Annotated in this window: 21 protein-coding genes, 1 pseudogene and 1 riboswitch; of the genes and pseudogenes, 8 read left to right on the top strand and 14 right to left on the bottom strand. The window is 69.4% G+C overall.

All coding sequences use genetic code 11. The features are described from left to right. Nucleotides 1-132: 132 nt before the first annotated feature. A complete protein-coding gene (locus HDC36_RS14600) occupies nucleotides 133-1014 on the top strand; it encodes an SH3 domain-containing protein (protein ID WP_255432754.1) in 882 nt (293 codons plus the stop codon). 45 nt (nucleotides 1015-1059) lie between these two features. On the opposite strand, the gene fabB is transcribed toward HDC36_RS14600, so the two are convergent. Beyond that, nucleotides 1060-2268 (bottom strand): beta-ketoacyl-ACP synthase I, encoded by a 1209-nt coding sequence (gene fabB / locus HDC36_RS14595; protein WP_179568700.1) that lies wholly within the window; start codon nucleotides 2266-2268, stop codon nucleotides 1060-1062. Next, on the bottom strand, nucleotides 2268-2783 hold the full coding sequence (gene fabA / locus HDC36_RS14590; protein WP_179568698.1) for a 3-hydroxyacyl-[acyl-carrier-protein] dehydratase FabA: 516 nt from the start codon (nucleotides 2781-2783) through the stop codon (nucleotides 2268-2270). The genes fabB and fabA overlap by 1 nt, the downstream gene beginning before the upstream one ends. A 206-nt stretch (nucleotides 2784-2989) precedes the next feature. On the opposite strand from fabA, the gene dinB reads away from it, so the two are divergent. After that, on the top strand, nucleotides 2990-4051 hold the full coding sequence (dinB, locus tag HDC36_RS14585) for a DNA polymerase IV (protein ID WP_179568696.1): 1062 nt from the start codon (nucleotides 2990-2992) through the stop codon (nucleotides 4049-4051). A 52-nt stretch (nucleotides 4052-4103) separates the two neighbouring features. Here dinB and HDC36_RS14580 read toward each other — a convergent pair whose 3' ends face one another. Both HDC36_RS14580 and HDC36_RS14575 read right to left on the bottom strand, forming a co-directional pair. Beyond that, the gene (locus HDC36_RS14580; RefSeq protein WP_179568687.1) at nucleotides 4104-5051 is read right to left on the bottom strand and encodes an MBL fold metallo-hydrolase; all 948 of its coding nucleotides are present in this window, start codon (nucleotides 5049-5051) and stop codon (nucleotides 4104-4106) included. A 138-nt stretch (nucleotides 5052-5189) separates the two neighbouring features. Further along, a complete protein-coding gene (locus HDC36_RS14575; RefSeq protein ID WP_179568684.1) occupies nucleotides 5190-5825 on the bottom strand; it encodes an NAD(P)H-binding protein in 636 nt (211 codons plus the stop codon). 103 nt (nucleotides 5826-5928) lie between these two features. Here HDC36_RS14575 and HDC36_RS14570 point away from each other — a divergent pair, with 103 nt between their 5' ends. Continuing rightward, nucleotides 5929-6831: a LysR family transcriptional regulator gene (locus HDC36_RS14570; RefSeq protein WP_179568682.1), complete on the top strand. Its 903-nt coding sequence runs from the start codon at nucleotides 5929-5931 to the stop codon at nucleotides 6829-6831. Nucleotides 6832-6876: 45 nt separating this feature from the next. After that, entirely contained in the window at nucleotides 6877-7530 is a 654-nt protein-coding gene (gph, locus tag HDC36_RS14565; protein WP_179568680.1) for a phosphoglycolate phosphatase, read from the top strand. Nucleotides 7531-7686: 156 nt separating this feature from the next. Here gph and HDC36_RS14560 read toward each other — a convergent pair whose 3' ends face one another. From HDC36_RS14560 to HDC36_RS14550, 3 genes are read right to left on the bottom strand one after another with little or no spacing between them, the layout of a single operon-like run. Next, nucleotides 7687-8526, bottom strand: coding sequence for an MBL fold metallo-hydrolase (locus HDC36_RS14560; protein ID WP_179568672.1), 840 nt, complete (start codon nucleotides 8524-8526; stop codon nucleotides 7687-7689). 21 nt (nucleotides 8527-8547) lie between these two features. After that, a complete protein-coding gene (locus HDC36_RS14555) occupies nucleotides 8548-8874 on the bottom strand; it encodes a hypothetical protein (protein WP_179568662.1) in 327 nt (108 codons plus the stop codon). A gap of 8 nt (nucleotides 8875-8882) precedes the next feature. Beyond that, nucleotides 8883-9428, bottom strand: coding sequence for a sugar ABC transporter (locus tag HDC36_RS14550; RefSeq protein ID WP_179568660.1), 546 nt, complete (start codon nucleotides 9426-9428; stop codon nucleotides 8883-8885). Between the two features lie 140 nt (nucleotides 9429-9568). Between HDC36_RS14550 and HDC36_RS14545 the strand changes: the two genes are divergently transcribed. After that, entirely contained in the window at nucleotides 9569-10468 is a 900-nt protein-coding gene (locus HDC36_RS14545) for a LysR substrate-binding domain-containing protein (protein WP_179568658.1), read from the top strand. Between the two features lie 199 nt (nucleotides 10469-10667). Here the strand turns inward: HDC36_RS14545 and btuB are convergent, their stop codons facing one another. The 3 genes from btuB to HDC36_RS14530 all read right to left on the bottom strand — a co-directional run bounded on the left by btuB (nucleotide 10668) and on the right by HDC36_RS14530 (nucleotide 13799). Next, nucleotides 10668-12539, bottom strand: a complete 1872-nt coding sequence (gene btuB / locus HDC36_RS14540; RefSeq protein WP_179568656.1) for a TonB-dependent vitamin B12 receptor — start codon at nucleotides 12537-12539, stop codon at nucleotides 10668-10670. Nucleotides 12540-12648: 109 nt separating this feature from the next. After that, nucleotides 12649-12866, bottom strand: a riboswitch (cobalamin riboswitch). A 26-nt stretch (nucleotides 12867-12892) separates the two neighbouring features. Continuing rightward, the gene (locus HDC36_RS14535; RefSeq protein ID WP_179568654.1) at nucleotides 12893-13309 is read right to left on the bottom strand and encodes a TfoX/Sxy family protein; all 417 of its coding nucleotides are present in this window, start codon (nucleotides 13307-13309) and stop codon (nucleotides 12893-12895) included. A 7-nt stretch (nucleotides 13310-13316) separates the two neighbouring features. Next, complete coding sequence (locus HDC36_RS14530) at nucleotides 13317-13799, bottom strand: GAF domain-containing protein (RefSeq protein WP_179568652.1); 483 nt, start codon at nucleotides 13797-13799, stop codon at nucleotides 13317-13319. Nucleotides 13800-13987: 188 nt separating this feature from the next. Here HDC36_RS14530 and bioD point away from each other — a divergent pair, with 188 nt between their 5' ends. Beyond that, entirely contained in the window at nucleotides 13988-14683 is a 696-nt protein-coding gene (gene bioD / locus HDC36_RS14525; RefSeq protein ID WP_179568650.1) for a dethiobiotin synthase, read from the top strand. 379 nt (nucleotides 14684-15062) lie between these two features. On the opposite strand, the gene HDC36_RS14520 is transcribed toward bioD, so the two are convergent. The 3 genes and pseudogenes from HDC36_RS14520 to HDC36_RS14510 form a co-directional block, all read right to left on the bottom strand. Beyond that, complete coding sequence (locus HDC36_RS14520) at nucleotides 15063-15434, bottom strand: phasin family protein (protein ID WP_179568648.1); 372 nt, start codon at nucleotides 15432-15434, stop codon at nucleotides 15063-15065. A 283-nt stretch (nucleotides 15435-15717) separates the two neighbouring features. Further along, a complete protein-coding gene (gene queD / locus HDC36_RS14515) occupies nucleotides 15718-16077 on the bottom strand; it encodes a 6-carboxytetrahydropterin synthase QueD (protein ID WP_179568646.1) in 360 nt (119 codons plus the stop codon). Nucleotides 16078-16256: 179 nt separating this feature from the next. Then, nucleotides 16257-17567: pseudogene (locus HDC36_RS14510) on the bottom strand (DEAD/DEAH box helicase); the annotation flags it as partial. 375 nt (nucleotides 17568-17942) lie between these two features. Between HDC36_RS14510 and HDC36_RS14505 the strand changes: the two are divergent. Next, a complete protein-coding gene (locus HDC36_RS14505) occupies nucleotides 17943-18932 on the top strand; it encodes a fumarylacetoacetate hydrolase family protein (protein ID WP_179568642.1) in 990 nt (329 codons plus the stop codon). 88 nt (nucleotides 18933-19020) lie between these two features. Beyond that, nucleotides 19021-19680 (top strand): maleylacetoacetate isomerase, encoded by a 660-nt coding sequence (gene maiA / locus HDC36_RS14500; RefSeq protein ID WP_179568635.1) that lies wholly within the window; start codon nucleotides 19021-19023, stop codon nucleotides 19678-19680. A gap of 101 nt (nucleotides 19681-19781) precedes the next feature. On the opposite strand, the gene HDC36_RS14495 is transcribed toward maiA, so the two are convergent. Then, nucleotides 19782-20930 (bottom strand): PilT/PilU family type 4a pilus ATPase, encoded by a 1149-nt coding sequence (locus HDC36_RS14495; RefSeq protein WP_179568633.1) that lies wholly within the window; start codon nucleotides 20928-20930, stop codon nucleotides 19782-19784. Nucleotides 20931-20989: the final 59 nt, after the last annotated feature.

Below are 20989 nucleotides of genomic sequence, written 5' to 3'. Positions count from 1 at the left end.
GCATGGCGGGCCCGATCGGGTTGACAGGTCCTTAGCGCATCGGCGTGCTAGAACATTGCCGAACACGATGGCTCGCACGAGCCCATGGAAGAAGCGCCGGCCACAGGGCCGGTCAGACACAGGAGGTTGGGCATGAAACGCTGCATCTGGATCGCGCCGTTGCTGCTGGCCGCCGCCGCGCCGGTACTGGCGCAGAGCAATGGCGGGTTCGCCCGCAGCGGCGCCAATCTGCGCGCAGGCCCGGCCAACGACTATCCGCGCGTCGCCACGGTGGTGGGCGGCGACAGCCTCACCGTCTACGGGTGCGTCAACGATTTTTCGTGGTGCGACGTGCGCTGGCGCGAGGCGCGCGGATGGTTGCCGGCCGGCGTGATCGAGTTCGACGCGCGCGACGGTGTCTTCGCTCCAGCCATCGGATTCGCCATCGATTCCTATTGGGACGCGCATTACCGTGGCCGGCCATGGGCCCGCGACCGCGCACGCTGGCGGCAGCAAGCGCAGGCCTCGCCATCTGCGCCGGCGCCGATGCCCGAGGCGCTCAAGCGCCAGCTGATCCCGCAACGCATCGCCGACACGCGCGGCTACCCGCCGGCGCCGCCCGCCGTGGAAGCGCCGGTGCAGTCGCAATGGGTGCCGCCGGGCGAGCGCATGTACCAGGCGCCGCCGCCGGATGCGCTCAACCCCAAGCGCAACAAGGAGCTGGCGCGCGAGTTGGAGCGACAACGGCGCGTGGCCGAGGAAGACGAGGCGAGGGGCATCACCCCGCCGCTGGGCAAGGTGCCTCCACCGCCCGCGCCTTCGTCGTCGAACGAAGCGTGGTGGCCCCCGTCACCGGCCGCCGTCGAGTGGGTCACGCAGCATCCGCCGAAACCGGCCGCGGCTTCGCCGCCGCCTACGCCACCGCCGCCACCGCCCAAGGCATCACCGCCGCCGCCCGCGCAGGTACCGGCCAAACCGGAACGGAGCAAGGACGACAAGGCCAGCCACCGTGGCGTGAAGGAACTGGAGCGCTGAACCGGCGCAACCGGCGCAGCGCGTCGCCGGCGCGCACGGGTCCGATCAGCGCTTGCCGAACACCAGCGCGGCGTTGGTGCCGCCGAAGCCGAAGCTGTTGGACATCACCGTGCGCAAGGTCGCCTCGCGGCTCTCGCGCACGATCGGGAAGCCCTCGGCGCGCGGGTCCAGCGCGTCGATGTTGGCCGAGCCGGCGATGAAGCCGTCGCGCATCATCAGCAGGCAGTAGATCGCCTCGTGCACGCTGGCCGCGCCCAGCGAATGCCCGGACAGCGCCTTGGTCGAGGACAGCGGCGGCACCGCATCGCCGAACACTTCGCGTACCGCGCCCAGCTCGGTGACGTCGCCCAGCGGCGTCGAGGTGCCGTGCGTGTTGAGGTAGTCGATCGGCGCGTCCACGCCCTGCATCGCCATCTGCATGCAGCGCACCGCGCCTTCACCGGACGGGGCGACCATGTCGGCGCCGTCGGAGGTCACGCCGTAGCCGAGCAGTTCGGCATGGATGCGCGCGCCGCGCGCCACCGCGCGTTCGTAGTCTTCCAGCACCAGCATGCCGCCGCCGCCGGCGATGACAAAGCCGTCGCGCTCGGCATCGTACGGACGCGAGGCCACCGCCGGGCGGTCGTTGAAGCCGCTGGACAGCGCGCCCATCGCGTCGAACATCAGGCTCATGGTCCAGTCCAGTTCCTCGCCGCCGCCGGCGAACATCACGTCCTGCTGGCCGTGGCGGATCAGGTCCGCGGCCGCGCCGATGCAGTGCGCCGACGTCGCGCACGCCGCCGACAGCGAGTAGCTCACGCCCTTGATCTTGAACGCGGTGGCCAGGCTGGCCGAGACCGCCGAGCACATCGTGCGCGGCACCATGTACGGGCCGACCTTGCGCACGCCGCGGTTGCGCAGCAGGTCCGCCGCTTCCACCTGCCAGTGGCTGGAGCCGCCGCCGGACCCGGCGATCAGGCCGGTGCGCACGTCGCTGACCACGGCCTCGTCCAGGCCGGCATCGGCGATCGCATCGCGCAGCGCCAGATACGCGTACGCGGACGCATCGCCCATGAAGCGCTTGAGCTTGCGATCGATCAAGGCTTCCAGGTCCAGCTGCACGTCGCCGGCGACCTGGCTGCGCAGGCCGTGTTCGGCCGCCTCGGGGTTGGCGCGGATGCCGGCGCGGCTGTCGCGCAGCGCGCGCGACACCGTGTCCAGGTCGTTACCCAGGCATGAGGTGATGCCCATGCCGGTAATCGCGACGCGGCGCATCAGAACGCCTCCGTCGAGGTGAACAGGCCCACGCGCAGATCCTTGGCGGTGTAGATCTCGCGGCCGTCCACCGACATGCGGCCGTCGGCCACCGCCATCACCAGCTTGCGGTTGATGACCCGGCTGATGTCCAGTTCGTAGACCACCTGCCTGGCGGTCGGCAGCACCTGTCCGCTGAACTTCACTTCGCTCACGCCCAGCGCGCGGCCGCGGCCGGGCGCGCCGATCCAGGTCAGGAAGAACCCGGTCAGTTGCCACAGCGCATCCAGGCCCAGGCAGCCGGGCATCACCGGATCGTCGATGAAATGGCAGCGGAAGAACCACAGGTCCGGGCGCACGTCGAGTTCGGCGCGGACCACGCCCTTGCCGTGCGCGCCGCCGTTGTCGTCGATGTGGGTGATGCGGTCGAACATCAGCATCGGATCGTTGGGCAGGCGTGCGGCCTCGGCGCCGAACAGTTCGCCGCGCGCGCTGGCGAGAAGGTGTTCGCGTGAATACGAAGTGAGGCGGCTCATGAGCGAATTTCCCAGGGCAGACAGTCGAGGCGCGCAAGCGTGCACGACGCTCGCGCTTTCAATCAAACGTTTTATCCGTACGCACGCGTAGCGTAGGCAGTGCTGCAATGCGGCGCGCTGAGCGAAATCAAGGCATGCGTTCGCAGCGCATGCGCAGGCCTGGCTTATCATGCGGCTACCGTTCGCTGGCGTAGGGTGCAGGGCCGATGCGCAAGATCATTCACGTCGACATGGATGCGTTCTACGCGTCCGTGGAGCAGCGTGACGATCCCGCATTGCGCGGCAAGCCGGTGGTGGTGGCCTGGCGCGGCATGCGTTCGGTGGTGTGCGCCGCGTCGTACGAGGCGCGCGTGTTCGGCATCCGCTCGGCGATGCCGGCGTTGCGCGCCGAGCGCTTGTGCCCGGACGCGATCTTCGTGCCGCCGGATTTCGCGCGTTACAAGGCCGTGTCGCGGCAGGTGCGCGAGATCTTCCAGCGCCACACCGACATGATCGAGCCGCTGTCGCTGGACGAGGCCTATCTCGACGTCACCGCGCCGAAGGGCGAGCTGACCACCGCCACCGAGATCGCGCAGACCATCCGCGCGCAGATCCGCGAGGAAACCCAACTGACCGCCTCGGCCGGCATCGCGCCGAACAAGTTCCTGGCCAAGATCGCCTCGGACTGGCGCAAGCCCGACGGCCAGTTCGTGATCCGCCCGCACCAGGTGGAGGCGTTCCTGACGCCATTGCCGGTCGGCAAGGTGCACGGCGTGGGCAAGGTGATGCAGGCCAAGCTGGCGGCGCTGGGCATCGTCACCGTCGGCGACCTGCGCACGCACGGCGAAGCGGAGCTGGAAGCGCATTTCGGCAGCTTCGGGCTGCGCCTGTATCAGCGTGCGCGCGGCATCGACGAGCGTCCGGTGGAATCGGACCAGCAGGTGCAGTCGATTTCCTCGGAAGACACCTTCGCCGAAGACCTGGCGCTGGACGCGCTGGAGCCGGCGATCCGGCAACTGGCGGAAAAGACCTGGAACGCGACCCGCCGCACCGAGCGCGTCGCGCGCACCGTGGTGCTGAAGCTGAAGACCGCGCAGTTCCGCATCCTGACCCGCAGCTTCACCCCGGAGCAACCGCCGGAATCGCTGCAGGCGCTGACCGATATCGCGCTGGCCTTGCGCCAGCGCGTCGACTTGCCCGCGTCCACGCGCTACCGCCTGGTCGGCGTGGGCCTGGCCGGCTTCCACGAGCGCGAGCCGGGGCAGGCGCAGGGGCGGCTGTTCCGTTGAGCCGCGCGCCGGCGCCGGCGGTCGTGTGCGTCGCCGCGCGCCGGCAGTTCGTTCATGGCCAGCGCAGTTCGCCCTTGGCCACCTTCGCGCTGAGCTGCAGCGTGTCCACGCCGTCCAGCTGCGGATAGCGCTGCCGCATCGCCGCGACCAGCGCGGCCGCATCCTTGGCCTTGGCGGTTTCCTCGTCGAAGGCGCGGATGTAGTCGGCGGTGAAGCGCACCGCGGCCAGGTCCTGCGCCGCGCCCGGCACGAAATGTCCGGGAATCACCCGCTGCGGCTGCAGCGCCTGGATCCGTTGCAGCGTGTCCAGCCACTGCGCATGCGATGCCGGGGTCTGCGTATCGGCCATCCACACGTGTTCGCCGGCCACCACCGGGATCCCGCCGAGCACGGTCTTGATCGACGGAATCCACACGAAGGTCCGGTCCGGGGTCGCGCCGTCCAGGCCGACGATCTGCAGGTCGTGGCCTTCCAGCAGCAGGCGGTCGCCGTGCAGCGGCTGCGGCAGCACGATGCGCTGCGGCGCGTCGGCACCCAGCTTCGGCGCCCACACCTGCAGCTTCTGCGCCTGGGTCTGGCGGATATGCGCGACGGTCGCCGGGCTGGCCAGCAGCTTGGCCTGCGGGAACGCCTGGGTCAGCACGTCCAGGCCGAAGTAGTAGTCCGGATCGCCGTGGCTGACGTAGATCGTGGTCAGGCGCTTGCCGGAGGCGCGGATCTGCGCGACCAGGGCGCGCGCATCGGCCGCGGAGAACTGCGCATCGACCAGCACCGCGTCCCGGGCGCCGCTGACCAGCACCGAGGCGACGCCGAAGATCGCGTTCGCGTCCGGGTGGTAGACCTGCACCTGCAGCGGCGCGGCGGCCGGCTGTGCGGCGCTGGCGGCGGCAGTCGCGGCGTGGGCGGCGGTGCCGGTGGCGGCGTGCGCGGCGGCGGCGCCGGCGAGACCGAGGGCAAGGATCAGCGTAGCGCTCAGGCGCGACAACGAAAGGGACGGCATGCGGAACTCCATCGGAGAAGGCGACGCCATGCGTCGGCATGGCGTGCGGGAAGCGGGCCGCGACCGTGCTGCGGCCGCGGCGGGGGGCGACTGCGCGGCGCCATCGGCACGCGCGCAGCCGCCTGCCCGGCGTTGCGCTCAGTACGCGGCGGTGGCGATCTGGCGCAGGTACTGCGGGCGTTCGATCTCGTCGACGAAGGCGCTGGCGTAGTCGGCATAGCTGATCGCGCTATGGCCCTGCGCATCGCTGAGCAGCGCGGTGGCCTGGGTGCGCACGCCGCCGCGCTGGTCGCCGGGGCCGATCTCGGCGGCTGGCGCGAAGAAGGTCCACTCCAGATCGGTAGCGGCCTGCAGATGCTGCAGGGAGGCGCGGTGAGCCAGCGCGTAGGGCTTGTAGGCGTCGGGGAAGTTCGGCGTGTCCACCAACTGCACGCCCGGCGCCACTTCCAGGCTGCCGGCGCCGCCGACCACGAGTAGGCGCTGTACGCCGGCGTCGCGGGCGACCTCGATCAGCGCCTGGGCGACGGCCGGAATGGTATCGGCGGCCGCGGCGCTGGGGCCGTAGGCGCTGGCCAGCACGTCGTGGCCGCGCACCGCGGCGGCGAGGGCGGCGCGGTCGTCCAGCGACGCGAGCACGATGCTGGCGCCGTCCAGTTCCGACGGCAGCGGTTGCGTGCGGCGGACCAGCGCGGTGACCGCGTGGCCGCGGCGCAGGGCTTCCTGGGCGATATGGCGGCCGATGTTGCCGGTGGCGCCGAACAGGGCGATGTGCATCGAGGTTCTCCGGGGAGGGTGGACGGGATGCGCATAGCCTAGTCCTGGCAATTAGCGCGATAAACGGCGTATAAGTCGCCAATTTGTTGCATGGAACGATCAAATGGACCGTCTGACCGCGATCGCGGTGTTCGTCGAAGTCGCCGAGCGCGGCAGTCTCACCGCGGCCGCCGAGGCGCTGGACCTGTCGCGGGCGATGGTCTCGCGCCATCTGGCCGAACTGGAGCGCTGGCTCGGCGCGCGCCTGCTGCACCGGACCACGCGGCGGGTGACCCTGACCGGTGCCGGCGAGACCGCGCTGGCGCGGTTCCGGCCGATGCTGGCGATCGGCGCCTCGCTGCGCGACGAGCTGGCCAGCGACGACCCGGAGCCGCACGGACAGCTGCGCGTCACCGCCTCGGCCTCGTTCGGACAGGCGCATCTGGCCGCGGCGGCGGCCGAGTTCGTGGCGCGCTACCCGCAGGCGCGGGTGGACATGCTGCTGGCCGATCGCACGGTCAACCTGGTCGAGGAGCGCATCGACCTGGCGGTACGCATTTCCCACCGCGTCGACCCTGGGCTGATCGCGCGGCGCCTGAGCGTGTGCCGCTCGGTGCTGTGCGCGGCGCCGGCCTATCTGCAGCGGCATGGCGCGCCGCACAGCGCCGCCGACCTGGCCGCGCACAACTGCCTGGGCCATCACTACGTGGGCAGGCACGAATGGCCGCTGCGCTACCGCGGCGAACCGGTATCGGTGGCGGTGAGCGGCAACTTCACCGCCAACGAAGCCACCGTGCTGCTGGAGGCGGTGCGCGCCGGCGCCGGCATTGCCATGCTGCCGACCTACCAGGCCGCGGCGCTGCTGCGCAGCGGCGAATTGCAGCGCGTGCTGCCCGACCACGAACTGGACACGATGGACATCTTCGGCGTGTACGCCTCGCGCCGGCAGCAGCCGGCGATCGTCCGCGCGTTCCTGGATTTCCTGGTCGCGCGTTTCGGCGAGGTGCCGTACTGGGATCGCGACTGAGCGCGGCGCCTACAATGCAGGCCGCGTTTCGCACAGAGGACTGAAATGACATTTCCGTACGCGCTGGTGGTGTTCGATCTGGACGGCACCCTGGTGGACAGCGGCGCCGATATCGCCGAAGCGCTCAATCGCACCCTGGCCGACTTCGGCCTGGCGCGCGTGCCCGAAGCCACCGTGCTCGGCTGGATCGGCGAGGGCGTGCGCAAACTGGTCGAGACCGCATGGCGGCATGCGCACGACGCCACCCCGATCGACGCGGTAATGCCGGCTTTCATGCGCCACTACGAAGAATGCCTGTTGCGCAGCCCGCGCCTGTATCCGGGCGTGGCCGAGGCGCTGGCGCAGTTGCGCGCGCGCGGCGTCACGCTGGCGCTGTGCACCAACAAACCCTCGGCGTTCGTGCAGCCGCTGCTGCGCCATCTCGGCGTGGCCGATGCGTTCGCCGCGGCGCTCGGCGGCGACAGCCTGCCCGAGCGCAAGCCCAGCCCGCTGCCGCTGCTGCACCTGGCGCAGCAGTTCGCGCAGCCGCCGGCGCACTGCCTGATGGTCGGCGATTCCGGCACCGACCTGCAGGCCGCGCACGCCGCCGGCATGCCGGCCGCTCTGGTGCGCTACGGCTATCCGCGCGACCTGGACCTGGCCACGGCCGACGTGGTGTTGCTGATGGACGACATGCGCGAGCTGCTGGCACTGGGGTGATGCGGGCTGCCAATCGCGCTCAGGGGACCGTTTCGCCGCCTGCAACGTAACCGCCGCGGCGTGGCCGCGTTGGCCGGCGCCGACCCGGCGGTCGTCGCCTCAGCCATCACGGATCTGCCGCGACCTCCCGATCCGCAGACGGAGAAGACGCCGCTCTCATGCCGCGTAGGTCACAGCATAGGCCGCGTTGGTTCGCTCGATGCGTGCGAAGCCGAGTTCGCCGAAGTGCATGCCGGCGATCAGGAGCCGCTCCGTGCTGACCAGATCCAACAGCCGCGACCGCGTCGCGCCTGCAAGCACCGGATCCTGGTCGAAGACGATCGATACCTCCGGATGCGGCACCTGGATCTGCGGGAAATGCACGATGTCGCCCCAGACCAGCAGACTGCGATCGCCGGCGTCGAGCCGATAGCCCGTGTGTCCGGGCGTGTGCCCTGGCAGCGGCAGGGCGGCGATGCCAGGCAACACCTCGCCTGCATCGAAGATGCGCAGCCTGTCGCGATAGCCGTCGAACACCTGGCGCGCGAGCAGGAAATTGCCGCGGGCGCGCGCGGCAGCGCGGCTCAGGTTGCCGTCGTCCTGCCAGAACGCGATCTCCCGCTGTTGCACGACGAGTTCGGCGTTCGGGAAGGCGACGTCTCCCGATGCCGCGATCAGTCCCCCGACATGATCGGGATGGGCATGGGTCAGCAGGATCGCATCGATCTGTGCGGGGCGCAGACCTGCCAGCGACAGGTTGTCCAACAGCCGGCCGCCCCATTGCTTGAAGCCGCCGGCACCGGCATCGATCAGGATCGTGCGGCCGCGACCACGCACCACGTAACAGTTGATATGGACTGCGGAAGCGTCTTCCGCCCGCCCATCGGTCTGCAGTTGCAGGGCGTCGGCCGGGTCCACGTTCAAGAGCGCGTCCAGGCCGACGCGCAGATAGCCGTCGCTGATGGCGGTGATGGTGAAATCGCCGATCCGCTGGCTCGGAAAAACGTCCTTCGTCATCGCATTTCTCCGGATCGCCGATCAGTTGCGTGCATGGATGCAGTGCGCCGCGTAGCCGAAACAACGGATGCGGGCCGCGAAGCCGGTCGCTCGCCGGATGGCGTCATCGAGCCCTTCCATGAACTGCGCCATGACCGTTGGCGTGCGCGTCGCGGCGAGCCGGTAGCGGACGTCCGCGAAGATGGGGTGGCCGCGACCATGCAGGACCGGGACGTAGATGACATGCACGTTCTCCACAGCGGCGAGAAGCAGGCCCGTGCAGAGGTCGGTGCATTGCTCGGTCAGGCCCGAGAGCGCCGTGTCCGGCGGCATCGTGTGCGCCGGCAGGAAGAGGGTGACGTTCGGCATCGGTCGTCCTAGCGCGCCACGTCGGAGGCGCTGCCGTGGCCGCTGGTCAATTGCGCGGTCATCGGCGCGTAGACGTGCACGTCCTCCGGCAGCCGATCCATCGCAGGCAGCCTGGTGCGGTCTAGCGTCGCCAGCCAGCGGCGCTCCGGACATTTCTCCAGTTCCACCGCATGCATGGCGCATGGAGTCAGTCCCAGCCCGATCAGCGGCTCGGCGCCGGTGGCACTCGACAACAGGACTTCGTGGCTGCCCACGGCGGGGGCCCGATCGAGGCCGGCGTAGAGGTTGCGATGCCAGTCGACGATGTGCTGTTGCCAGCGTGCGAAGTTGCCGCCGCCCTTCCGGCGATAGTCCTCGCCGGTCAGGATGTGCAGGCCATCGATCGCGTGCACTGCCAGATAGGTGGGGTAGCCGCGGCGCAAGGCCTTGAAGCGTTGCGAACTGTGGAAGCCCTCCACCGAGATGAGCGCCGGCAGCTTGTCCAGGCTGTAGAAGTCGTTCCATTCCGCTTCGCTGGCGGGATCGGCAAAGCTGCATTCCACCGTGTAGATCATTGCGTCGGCCTTGCCTTTCGTTGATGTCCGCTCATGGTAGGCCGGCGTTTTCAGCGCGAATATCGATATTCGATCACGCTTCAGTGACTCGATGTCATGGTGGACGGGTCGAATGCCGTATCACCGCGTTGGAGCCGTACATGCGCCGCAAGATTCCCAGCCACTCCGCGCTCATGGCATTCGAGGCGGCTGCCCGGCATGCCAGCTTCGCGCGTGCGGCCGAGGAACTTGCCTTGACCGAAGGCGCGATCAGCCGCCAGATCGGCCGGCTGGAAGATTTTCTGGGCGTCACCTTGTTCGCCCGGATCGGCAACCGGGTCAGGCTCTTGCCGAACGGCGAGCGCTATGCGGCACAGGTGCGCGAGACGCTCGACCGGCTGGAACGCGACAGCCAGTACCTGATGGGCCAGCGCAGCGACGGGGCCAGCCTCGACATCGCCGTGCTCCCGACCTTCGCCACACGCTGGCTCATTCCCCGCCTGAAACACTTCCAGACCCGGCACCCGAACATCACCGTGCATCTGGCCGAGCGCATGCAGCCTTTCGTCCTGGCCGGCAGCGGTTTCGATGCGGCCATCCATTTCGAGCACCCGGCCTGGACGGGGATGCGCACGCATCGGTTGTGGCAGGAGGTGCTGGTGCCGGTCTGCCATCCGGCGCTGCTCGCTGGAAAAGACGCCGCGACGGCGCTCGACGCGTTGCCACGCCTGCATCGCCGCCAGAACCCGGACGCCTGGCAGCGCTATGCGCAGGAAACCGGAATGGGGCTGACGCATCCGGCGATCGGCGCCCGCTACGATCTCCACGCGATGTCGATCGAGGCGGCGCTGGCCGGTCTCGGTGTCGCGCTGGTACCACGCCTCTATGTCGCGGCCGAGCTGGCCGCCGGGCGGCTCGTTGCGCCATGGCCCGACGGCACGTCGATCTCCAAGACCTTCTGTCTTGTGCTGCCGGAACCGATCCGGTTGAACGATGCGCCAATCCAGATGCTGGCGGACTGGCTCATCGAGGAAGCGCGGACGTCGTCCCCCATGCCCTGAAGGCGGTGCCTGGGCCATGCCGCGCGACGCACGGCGAAGCCTATGGCGCGGCGTCAGACGCGACGGATGTTGCCAGCGGCGCCGGTGGCGCCCGATCGCCGAACCCGCGTTGGGCGAGACACGTCGCGTCGCGCGCGGATGCCTGCGATGAATGCATGCGCAGCGGGCCACGCCGTCCGGCGTAGCCCGCTGCGGGGGCTCAGCGCGCCGCCGGCGCGTAGCGCAGGGTCAGCGCGTACTCGCGGCCCGGCTGGTTGTACCAGCTGATGGTCTGGTAGTCGCGATCGAACACGTTGCTGGCCTTGGCCTGCAGCGTCCAGTCCGCCGCGAACGCGTATTCCACGCGCAGGTCCAGCGTGCCGTAGCCGGCCAGGCGCACGCTGTTGGCCGCGTCGTCGTAGCGGTGGCCGCTGCCGAACGCGGTGACGCCGAGCTTGACCGGGCCGAAGCCGCGGTCCACGTCCAGCCGCGCGGTGTCCTGCGCGCGCCGCGCCAGCCAGTTGTCGCGGTTGGCGCCGTCGCTGCGGTTGCGCGGATCGGTGTGGCTGAGCTGCGCCGACAGTTCCCAGCCGGCCAGCGTCGCGTAGCCGGTCAGCTCGGCGCCGCGGATCCGCGCCTTGTCCACGTTGACCGGCAGGAAGGTGGCGGCATCGTAGGAGATCAGGTCGTCGACCCGGGTCTCGTAGACGTTGAACGTCCAGTTCCAGCTGTCGGCGTACTGCGCCACGCCCAGGTTGCCGCTCTTGGACTTCTCCGGCTTCAGTTCCGGATTGCCGGAAAACGGGTAGTACAGGTCGTTGAAGGTCGGCGCCTTGAAGCCGGTGCCGAGGCTGGCGGTGAGCTTGAAGCCGCCGTCCAGCGCCAGGCCCCAGCCGAGGCTGCCGGTGGTGTGCTGGCCGAACTGCTCGTTGTCGTCGCTGCGCACGCTGGCCTGCACCTGCTGCGCGCCGAAGCGGCCCTGGTACTCGGCGAACACGCCGGTGTTGTCGCGCTGGTCCACGTCGAAGGCGGTGGTGCCGGTGACTTCCTCGCGCTGCCAGTCGGCGCCGGCGCTGAGCAGATGGCCTTCGGCCAGGCCGAAGTCGCCCTGCAGCGAGGCGGTGTCGCGGCGGCTGTCGAAGGTGCTGACGAAGCTGCGCGTGTCGCTGCCGGCGGCGTGGTAGTAGCTGTCGGCCTGGTCGGTGTTGCGGCCGAGCTGCGCGGCCAGGTGCACGCGCTCGGACGGGGTCCAGTCGAGCTTGCCGCCGAACACCTGCTGGGTGTTGTCGGCCTCGTTGCCGGCGAACAGCGCATCGCCGTCGTACTCGTTGCGGCTGTCGATGTTCAGCGCCTGGCCTTCGATGCGCAGCGTGTCGCTCAGCGCATAGCCGCCGCGCGCGCTGAGCGAGGTGTTGCGGTAGCCGTCGCGGTCCGGCTCGTCGACGTAGCAGCCGGCGAACAGGGTGGCCGAGCCGTTGCAGGCATTGATGCCGTCGGTCTTCTGGTAGCCGCCCTGCACCGACAGCCAGCCGCGCTCGCCGCGGTTGCTGAAGCCGGCGCTGGCCTCGCGCAGGCCGTTGCTGCCGGCGCCCAGGCTCAGGTTCTGCTGCAGGCCCTGGCCGCCGCGGCGGGTGAAGATCTGGATCACGCCGCCGATCGCATCGGAGCCGTACAGACTCGAGCGCGGGCCGCGCACGATCTCGATGCGGTCGATCTGGCTCAGCGGCAGGTCCTGGAACGCGGCCAGGCCGGCGCTGGCCGAGCCGATGCGCACGCCGTCCACCAGCACCAGCACGTGATCCGATTCGCTGCCGCGCAGGCTCAGCGTGGTCAGCTTGCCCAGCCCGCCCTGGTTGGAGACGCCGATGCCGGCGCGGCCCTGCAGCAGCTGCGCCAGCGACGTGGCCTGGCTGCGCTCGATCTCGGCGCGGTCGATCACCTGCGCCGGGACCACGCTGTCCTCGACCGAGATCTGGGTGCGGGTGGCGGTGACCAGGACCTGGTCCAGGTCGGTGGCGGCATCGGCGGCGAGCGCCAGCGAGGGCAGGGACAGGGCGGACGCGATCGCGACCGAAAGCAGGCGGAACGACATGGGGCAACTCCGGCGCGCGGACGCGCTGTGACGGCGAAGGAGTCGCGAACGGAAGGTGCAAGCGGACGGCGCCAGACGCGGCGCGGCACGCCGCGACGCCCTCCGCATCGCAACCAGTGAACTGCAAGGCCGGTCTCCGGGCTGGCGATCTGGGAGTCGGACTCCCGGCTGCGACGCCTTCCCATGCCCGAGGCACAGTGGCGCAAGTCGTCAGCGCGGATCGCTTACCGTTGCGGGGGCAGCGCCGGCCTTGTCGCAAGACGCACCGGCTTCCCGTTTCAACCTGCAGGCCGGAGCCGGCAGGTCACCTTGAAGCGGCGCGATTGTACGCGATCGCCGCTGTTGCGCGCGGATCAGCCGTCGTCGCGCTCGCTGGCGTGGCCGTCGTCGCGTTCGTGGTCGTCGGATGCGTCGTACGCGTCCTGCGCATAGGGCGTGTCGCTGCGGTCGCCGTCGCGGTCGAAATGGGTGGTCGCCACCGGTCCGGCCACCGGCAGGCCGCGCTGCGCCGGCAACTGCGCCGCCGCGGCGTCCAGCTCGCCGAGCAGTTGCGCGCGCCGCGCCTCGGGCAGTTCCTGCCAATGGCAGCCGGTCAGCGCCCCTTCCAGCGAATACAGCAGGTTGAGGCTGGGCTTGAAGCCGGCGCGCTTGACCTTCAGGAACGCGCCGACCGCGCCGGCCGCGGCCAGGTCCTGCTGCGTGCGCAGGCCGACCTGGCGCAGCCAGGCCGCGCTCTTGGGGCCGATGTTGCGCAGTTTTTCGGTGCTCATCGCCGGCTCATCGCAGTGCGTCGACGAAGACCTGCGCGATCGCTTCCAGGCCGTGCTGGTCGTCGGCATCGAAGCGCGCCAGGTCCGGGCTGTCCAGGTCGAACACGCCGATCAGCTCGCCAGCGCGCAGCAGCGGCACCACCAGTTCCGAGCGCGATGCCGCATCGCAGGCGATATGCCCGGGAAAGGCCTCGACGTCGTCGATGCGCTGGGTCTGGCCGGTGCTGGCGGCGGCGCCGCACACGCCCTTGTGCAGCGGGATGCGCACGCAGGCGGGCAGGCCCTGGAACGGCCCGACCACCAGTTCCTTGCCGTCGTACAGGTAGAAACCGACCCAGTTCAGCCGCGGCAACGCGTGGTATACCAGCGCCGCCAGGTTGGCGGCATTGGCGATGCGGTCGGGCTCGCCGCTGACCAGGGAACGGGCCTGGGCGAGCAGTTGGGCGTACTGTTCCGGCTTGCTGCCGGTGAGCGAAGAGGAAGCGAACATCGCGCGAGTCTAGCAGCGGCCGATGGCGGCCTGTGCGCCGGCGCCTGTCGAGGCGCGAGGCAGAGCGGTAGCCCGAGGCGCCAGTCCCGGGCGCACCGGCGAAAGGCCGGGCAGCGCTGACGCGGCGCGGCGCGCCGGCTATCCTGCGCGCCCGCGCCGCATGCGCCGACCTCGAGGATCCTGCCACGATGCGCTTCCCCGCCTTCTACGTCACCGGCACCGATACCGGCATCGGCAAGACCGTCGCCAGCACCGCACTGCTGCACGCGTTGCGCGCGCGCGAGCAGACGGCGGTGGGCATGAAGCCGGTCGCCAGCGGCTGCGAGCGCAGCGCGGACGGCTGGCGCAACGAGGATGCGCTGGCGCTGCAGGCGGCGAGCATGCCGCGCCCGGACTATGCCGACCTCAACCCCTACGCCTTGCCGCTGCCGCTGGCGCCGGAACTGGCCGCCGCCGATGCCGGGGTGTGCGTGGAAATGGGGCCGATCGCCGACGCCTTCGCGCGGTTGCGTGCGCAAGCCGACGTGGTGGTGGTGGAAGGCGTCGGCGGCTGGGCGGCGCCGCTGTCGGCGACCCTGGAGCAGGCCGATCTGGCGCGCGCGCTGGCGCTGCCGGTGGTGCTGGTGGTCGGCCTGCGCCTAGGCTGCCTCAACCACGCCCGGCTCACGGCCGCGGCGATCGCCGCCGACGGCCTGCGCTGCATCGGCTGGATCGGCAACGAGATCGATCCGGCGATGGAGCGCATCGACGCCAACGTGCGCATGCTGCAGGAGCGGCTGCCGATACCGTGCTGGGGACGCTTGCCGTATCGGCCGCATCCGGACCCGGCGGCGCTGGCGGCGTCGCTGCGCCCATGGCAGGGCGCGCAGACAGCGCAGGACTGAATCGGCGCCTGGGCGGAAACGCGCGCAGCGCAGGAACCGCTTCCGGGAGGAAAGGCCTGTTGTAAAGAAGAGGCTTCAAGCCCTGACGCCGGACTGGAACTTCGGGCCGAGGCCCAAGAGCTGGGAATGGGGAATCGGGAATCGTAAAAGCGGGCTTCCGTGGTCGGGATTTTGGCAAGACGCGCGGGAATGCCCGCACTTGCGCCCCCCGATCCCGCCCGCTCTTCGACAGCCGCAGGCTGTCCATCCCGAATCCCAAATCCCGAATCCCGGCCATAAAAAAGACCCGGTAGAGGGAGGGATCTACCGGGTCTTGGCTGCGCGGGGGGAGGGACCCGCGCGTACCACTGGTCAGTCGTGCGGCTGCGCCGCAGTGGACTTATTTGGTCTTGGCCTTCGGTGCGGCCTGGTCGCTGGCCGCCTCGAACTGGCTCTTGGCAAGCTGGCCGATGGCTTCGGAGGTCTTCAGGCCCAGGCCGAACACTTCCTGGTTGGCCGTGGCCAGCCGCTCGAAATTGTCGCGGGCGACCTGCAGGCCCTTCGGCCACAGCGACTGCACGCTGCCGAGGTCGCGCGCTTCGGTGAGCTCGCCGAGGAAGCCGGTGGTCGCGGTCACGTTCTTCTCGAAGGTCTTCAGCTGCACGCCGAACACGCTCTCGGCGCTTTCCAGCGCCAGGCGGTTGGCGCGCGAGGCGGCGGCGGCGAACTGCTGGGTGTAGCTGCTGAACTGATCGTTGAATTGAGCGGACATCATGCAACTCCAGGGGAATGCCGATTTGCTGTTGCAGTGCAACATACGCGCATTCTGCTGCAATGCAACAAAATTTTCTGAAGCCGCTCAGGTTTCGTTTAAACTGACTTTCAGATCAATGGGTTGGCGCCCGGTTGGCCAGCTCCGGCACGGCTCGTCCGCCCATCGGATAGCCACCGATTGCGCCCACCGGCCGCTCGGATCGGACCGGCCACCCGACATCCGTCAGGTCCCGTCATAACCGCCCTTGCGAATCCCCAATCCCCAATCCCGACTCCCCGCCTCAAGCAGGACCGCGATACCGGCAACCAGAGGTGCAGGTCTCGTGGACCACCACCTCGCTCAGCAGCGGCAATGCAGGCTTGAGCCGTTCCCAGATCCAGATCGCCAGGCGTTCGCTGGTCGGGTTCTCCAGTCCCTCGATGTCGTTGAGGTAGTGGTGGTCGAGGCGGTCGTAGATCGGACGGAACGCGGCCTTGATGTCGCCGAAGTCCATGACCCAGCCGGTGTCGGCGCCAGGTTCGCCGCTGACGTGCAGCTCGATCCGGAACGAATGCCCGTGCAGCCGTGCGCACTTGTGGCCGGGCGGGACGTTGGGCAGGCGGTGCGCTGCCTCCAGGGTAAAACTCTTGAAGATGTCCATGGCGTCATTGTAGGTGGCGTGGGAATTGGCCGGCGCATCGCCGGTACTGCTGCGGTCCCGCGACAGCGGCGCGTCGCGAAAACACGAACGCCGCCCGGAGGCGGCGTTGGTGGTGCTGCGGTCGGCTGCGCTTAGCGCGCGGCGCTGGGCTGGCCGCCGCTGCGACGGCGCTCGCCCTGGCGGCGTGCGCCGCCCGGCTGGGCGCCGCCGGCCGGCTTGGCGCCGGCATGCGCGTGCGGGCGCGGCGCGTCGCCGTGCGGACGCCGTGCGTGCGTGCTCTTGCGCGGCGGACGCTGGCCGCCCGGACGCTCGTCGGCCGGATTGTTGTTGCCCCAACGGATCGGCGTGGACGGCTCGAAGCCCGGTACGTCGCGGATGTCCATCTCGCGCTTGAGCATGCGCGAGATCGCACGCAGCAGCTTGGCCTCGTCCTGCGCCACCAGCGACACCGCCTCGCCCTGCGAGCCGTTGCGGCCGGTGCGGCCGATCCGGTGCACGTAGTCCTCGGCGACCATCGGCAGGTCGTAGTTGATGACCTTCGGCAGCTGGTCGATGTCGATGCCGCGCGCGGCGATGTCGGTCGCCACCAGCACGGTGATGCGGCCGGCCTTGAAGTCGCTCAGCGCGCGCAGGCGCTGGCCCTGGCTCTTGTTGCCGTGGATCGCGGCGGTCTTCAGCCCGGACTTGTCCAGGAACATGGTCAGCTTGTCGGCGCCGTGCTTGGTGCGCGCGAACACCAGCGTCTGCATGCGCGAATCGGCGGCCAGCAGGTGCAGCAGCAGCTCGCGCTTGCGCGTGCCGTCGACCGGGTGCACGCGGTGGGTGATGGTGTCGGCGACGGTGTTGCTCGGCGTGGCCTGGATTTCCTGCGGGTTGTGCATGAACTCGCGGGCCAGCTGCTTGATGCCTTCCTCGAAGGTCGCCGAGAACAGCAGGGTCTGCCGGTTCTGCTTGGGCAGCTTGGCCAGGATGCGCTTGATCGAGGGCAGGAAGCCCATGTCGAGCATGCGGTCGGCTTCGTCCAGCACCAGGATCTCGATGCCCGACAGGTCCACGCTGCGGCGCTCGAGGTGATCGAGCAGGCGGCCCGGGCAGGCGATCAGCAGGTCCACGCCGCGACGCAGCGCGTCGAGCTGGTTGCCCATGCCGACGCCGCCGTAGATGGTGGTGCTGGGGATGCGCAGGTACTTGCTGTAGCCGCGCAGGCTGTCGTGCACCTGGGTGGCCAGCTCGCGGGTCGGAGTCAGGATCAGCGCGCGCGGCTTGCGTGCGCCATTGCCGACCGGCTGCGGCGAGGTGCCCAGGTGCTGCAGCAGCGGCAGGCCGAACGCGGCGGTCTTGCCGGTACCGGTCTGCGCGCCGGCCATCAGGTCGTGGCCGGCCAGCGCCAGCGGAATCGCCTGCAACTGGATCGGGGTGGGGGTTTCATAGCCCTGCTCGGCCAACGCACGCAGCAGGAAGGGCGCCAGGCCCAGGGATTCGAACGACATCGAGGAAAGCTCCGGATAACGCGCCGTCGCCGGGACATGCCCGGCGGGAAGACGCAAGTTGGGTGAGGCTCGGAGCGTTCCCGTGAACCGCGCTGCGAGAGGGTGGATCAACCCGGAGCAGACAGCGCTCGGGTTTGTCGGCACCACGAAAGGCGTCGGGCGGGGCGGGCGAGCGGATCGAAACGATCCTGGCCTCGCCGGCGATCCCTAAGGGAAACGGACGGCCGCATGCAGACCTGGCCAGTCTACGCTGAATTGGCGCGTTGCACAAAAGTCGCAGTGAACCATCCGACAGTCGGCAATTCCGTTTCAGTTGCAACCAATATGCGGTCTGGCCGTACAATCGCCCGATCAGCTCCCCAGCACTGGACGGACATGAAGCTAGGTTCCCTGAAGGAAGGCGGCCGCGATGGCACCCTGATCGTCGTTTCCCGCGATCTGACCCGCGCCGTGCGCGCCACCGGCATCGCCACGACCCTGCAGCGCGCGCTGGAGGACTGGAGCAATCTTGCGCCGCGCCTGAACGCGCTGTCCGAGTCGCTCAACGACGGCAGCGCCGACGGCCAGTTCGACCTGGACCTCGCCGCGCTGGCCGCGCCGTTGCCGCGCGCCTACGAATTCCTCGACGGCAGCGCCTACTTGCCGCACGTGGAGCGGGTGCGGCGCGCGCGCGGCGCCGAGGTGCCGGAGAGCTTCTACACCGATCCGCTGATGTACCAGGCGGTCAGCGCCGGTTTCTATGGCCCGCGCGATGCGGTCAAGGTGGTCAGCGAGGACTACGGCATCGACCTGGAGGCGGAGATCGTGGTGGTCACCGACGATGTGCCGATGGCGGTCGATGCGCAGCAGGCCGCCGCGCATATCCAGCTGGTGGGGCTGGTCAACGACGTGTCGCTGCGCAACCTGATCCCGGCCGAACTGGCCAAGGGGTTCGGCTTCGTGCAGTCCAAGCCGCGCTCGGCGCTGTCGCCGGTGTTCGTGACCCCCGACGAGCTGGGCGAGGCCTGGCGCGGCAACAAGCTGCATCTGCCGCTGTTGACCCACATCAACGGCGCCTGGTTCGGCGCGCCGGAAGCCGGCGAGGACATGCAGTTCGACTTCGCCCAACTTGTCGCGCACGCGGCCAAGACGCGGCCGCTGGCGGCCGGCGCGGTGATCGGTTCGGGCACCATCGCCAACCAGGACACCACGCGCGGCGCCTCGTGCTTCGCCGAGCTGCGCGTGGTGGAAACGCTGCGCGACGGCCAGCCGAGCACGCCGTTCATGAAGTTCGGCGACGTGGTGCGGATCGAGATGCTGGACCGTGACGGAGTGAGCATCTTCGGCGCGATCGAACAGCGCATCGAGCCAGCCTCCCGGCCCTGAGCCGGCCAGTGGCGGCACCGAGACGACCGGCGGTGCCGCTGCTACTGTGTCCACCGGTATCGTGATCGTCCGGACGGGAGGGCAGAGCGTGGAAGAGGCGTTGCAGCTGTACACCTACTGGCGTTCCAGCGCCGCCTATCGCGTTCGCATCGGCCTCAATCTGAAGGGGCTGGCCTACCAGGCGTTGCCGGTGCACCTGCTGCGCGACGGCGGCCAGCAGCATTCGCCGGAGTACGCGCGGCTCAATCCGCAGGAACTGGTGCCCACGCTGTGCCACGACGGCCAGGCGATCCGCCAGTCGCTGGCGATCCTCGAATACCTGGACGAGCGCTGGCCGGAGCCGCCGCTGCTGCCCGACGCGGCGATCGACCGTGCCCGTGTGCGCGGGCTGGCGCAACTGATCGCCAGCGACGTGCATCCGCTCAACAACCTGCGCGTGACCCAGTTCTTCGAGAACGTCTGGAACGTACCGCAGTCCGAACGCGAAGAGTGGATGCTGCACTGGATCGTGCTGGGCTTCGATGCGCTGGAACAGTTGCTTGCCGAGTCGCCCGATACCGGCAGCTACTGCCACGGCGAGCAGCCCGGCATGGCCGATTGCTGCCTGGTGCCGCAGGTGTTCAACGCGCGCCGCTTCGGCGTGGACATGCAGGCGTATCCGACCATCGCCCGGATCGAGCAGGCCTGTCTGGCGCTGCCGGCGTTCGAAGCGGCGCGCCCGGAGCGGCAACCGGACGCGCAGGGCTGAGGCTGGCATCCTGCTTCTGTAGGAGCGGCTTCAGCCGCGACAGGGTCTTGCCGGATGCTGTGTGTCGCGGCTGAAGCCGCTCCTACAGGAGTGCGGCTGTCTCAACCGAAGCCGTGCGTGATCCGCGGCGAGCTGACGCCGCCGCTGTTGCCGGCGTCGTAGTCGGCGTAGGGATCGTGTTCCCCGCTGGAGCCTTCGGACAGGCGGAATTTCAGCGCCAGGCCGTCGCGCGAGTCGGCCGCGCGCAGCGCCTCCTCCTGCTCGATCTGGCCCTGCTTGACCATCCGGAACAGGCACTGGTCGAAGGTTTCCATGCCTTCCTCCAGCGATTCCTCCATCGCCGCCTTGATCTCGTGGACCTGGCCGCGGCGCAGCAGGTCGCGGATCATCGGCGTGTTCAGCAGCACCTCGGTGGCCGGGCGGCGGCGCTCGTTCTTGTCCTTGACCAGGCGCTGCGAGACCACCGCGCGCAGGTTCAGCGCCAGGTTCATCAGCACGTTCTTGTGCGCGCTCTCCGGGAAGAAGTTGAGGATGCGCTCGATGGTCTGGTCGGCGTTGTTGGAGTGCAGCGTGGCCAGGCACAGATGCCCGGTCTCGGCGAAGGCGATCGCCGCCTCCATCGTCGTCGCGTCCAGGATCTCGCCGATCAGGATCACGTCCGGCGCCTCGCGCATCGCGTTCTTCAGTGCGTTGTGGAAGGCGTGGGTGTCCAGGCCGACCTCGCGCTGGTTGACGATCGACATCTTGTGCTTGTGCAGGTATTCGATCGGATCCTCGATGGTGAGGATGTGCCCGGTGGTGGTGCTGTTGCGGTGGTCGATCATCGACGCCAGCGAGGTGGACTTGCCGGAGCCGGTGGAGCCGACCACCAGCACCAGCCCGCGCGGGGTCATGATCACGTCCTTCAGCACCTGCGGCAGGTGCAGTTCCTCGATGCTGGGGATCTTGCTGCGGATCGCGCGGATCACCATGCCGACCTCGCCGCGCTGCTTGAACACGTTGACCCGGAAGCGGCCGGCGTCCTGCAGCGCGATGGCCATGTTCAGCTCCAGCTCGCGCTCGAACTGCGGCACCTGGCCTTCGTCCATCAGCGAGTAGGCGATCTTCTTGACCATGCCCGGCGGCAGGCCGGTGGCGCCGAGCGGGTACAGCTTGCCTTCGATCTTGATATAGACCGGTGCTCCCGTGGTCAGGAACATGTCCGAGGCGTTCTTTTCGGTCATCAGCTTCAGGAAGTAGCCGATATCCATGCGCAATGGTTCCCCAACAATCCGCGGCCGCCCGTTGCAAGCGCGCCACAGGCTTCCGA

This window comes from Xanthomonas sp. JAI131 (assembly GCF_013410075.1).
GTDB lineage: Bacteria > Pseudomonadota > Gammaproteobacteria > Xanthomonadales > Xanthomonadaceae > Xanthomonas_A > Xanthomonas_A bonasiae.
This window is presented reverse-complemented; position numbering and strand designations above follow the sequence as displayed.

Excerpts from the sequence above, each read along its gene's own strand:
- dinB (WP_179568696.1), top strand. The coding sequence starts at position 2,990 with ATGCGCAAGATCATTCACGTCGACATGGATGCGTTCTACGCGTCCGTG.
- HDC36_RS14545 (WP_179568658.1), top strand. The coding sequence starts at position 9,569 with ATGCGCCGCAAGATTCCCAGCCACTCCGCGCTCATGGCATTCGAGGCG.
- HDC36_RS14570 (WP_179568682.1), top strand. The coding sequence starts at position 5,929 with ATGGACCGTCTGACCGCGATCGCGGTGTTCGTCGAAGTCGCCGAGCGC.
- HDC36_RS14560 (WP_179568672.1), bottom strand. The coding sequence starts at position 8,526 with ATGACGAAGGACGTTTTTCCGAGCCAGCGGATCGGCGATTTCACCATC.
- queD (WP_179568646.1), bottom strand. The coding sequence starts at position 16,077 with ATGGACATCTTCAAGAGTTTTACCCTGGAGGCAGCGCACCGCCTGCCC.
- fabA (WP_179568698.1), bottom strand. The coding sequence starts at position 2,783 with ATGAGCCGCCTCACTTCGTATTCACGCGAACACCTTCTCGCCAGCGCG.
- HDC36_RS14580 (WP_179568687.1), bottom strand. The coding sequence starts at position 5,051 with ATGCCGTCCCTTTCGTTGTCGCGCCTGAGCGCTACGCTGATCCTTGCC.
- HDC36_RS14600 (WP_255432754.1), top strand. The coding sequence starts at position 133 with ATGAAACGCTGCATCTGGATCGCGCCGTTGCTGCTGGCCGCCGCCGCG.
- HDC36_RS14505 (WP_179568642.1), top strand. The coding sequence starts at position 17,943 with ATGAAGCTAGGTTCCCTGAAGGAAGGCGGCCGCGATGGCACCCTGATC.
- bioD (WP_179568650.1), top strand. The coding sequence starts at position 13,988 with ATGCGCTTCCCCGCCTTCTACGTCACCGGCACCGATACCGGCATCGGC.
- HDC36_RS14535 (WP_179568654.1), bottom strand. The coding sequence starts at position 13,309 with ATGAGCACCGAAAAACTGCGCAACATCGGCCCCAAGAGCGCGGCCTGG.
- HDC36_RS14530 (WP_179568652.1), bottom strand. The coding sequence starts at position 13,799 with ATGTTCGCTTCCTCTTCGCTCACCGGCAGCAAGCCGGAACAGTACGCC.
- gph (WP_179568680.1), top strand. The coding sequence starts at position 6,877 with ATGACATTTCCGTACGCGCTGGTGGTGTTCGATCTGGACGGCACCCTG.
- fabB (WP_179568700.1), bottom strand. The coding sequence starts at position 2,268 with ATGCGCCGCGTCGCGATTACCGGCATGGGCATCACCTCATGCCTGGGT.
- HDC36_RS14555 (WP_179568662.1), bottom strand. The coding sequence starts at position 8,874 with ATGCCGAACGTCACCCTCTTCCTGCCGGCGCACACGATGCCGCCGGAC.
- HDC36_RS14575 (WP_179568684.1), bottom strand. The coding sequence starts at position 5,825 with ATGCACATCGCCCTGTTCGGCGCCACCGGCAACATCGGCCGCCATATC.
- HDC36_RS14520 (WP_179568648.1), bottom strand. The coding sequence starts at position 15,434 with ATGTCCGCTCAATTCAACGATCAGTTCAGCAGCTACACCCAGCAGTTC.
- HDC36_RS14550 (WP_179568660.1), bottom strand. The coding sequence starts at position 9,428 with ATGATCTACACGGTGGAATGCAGCTTTGCCGATCCCGCCAGCGAAGCG.
- btuB (WP_179568656.1), bottom strand. The coding sequence starts at position 12,539 with ATGTCGTTCCGCCTGCTTTCGGTCGCGATCGCGTCCGCCCTGTCCCTG.
- HDC36_RS14495 (WP_179568633.1), bottom strand. The coding sequence starts at position 20,930 with ATGGATATCGGCTACTTCCTGAAGCTGATGACCGAAAAGAACGCCTCG.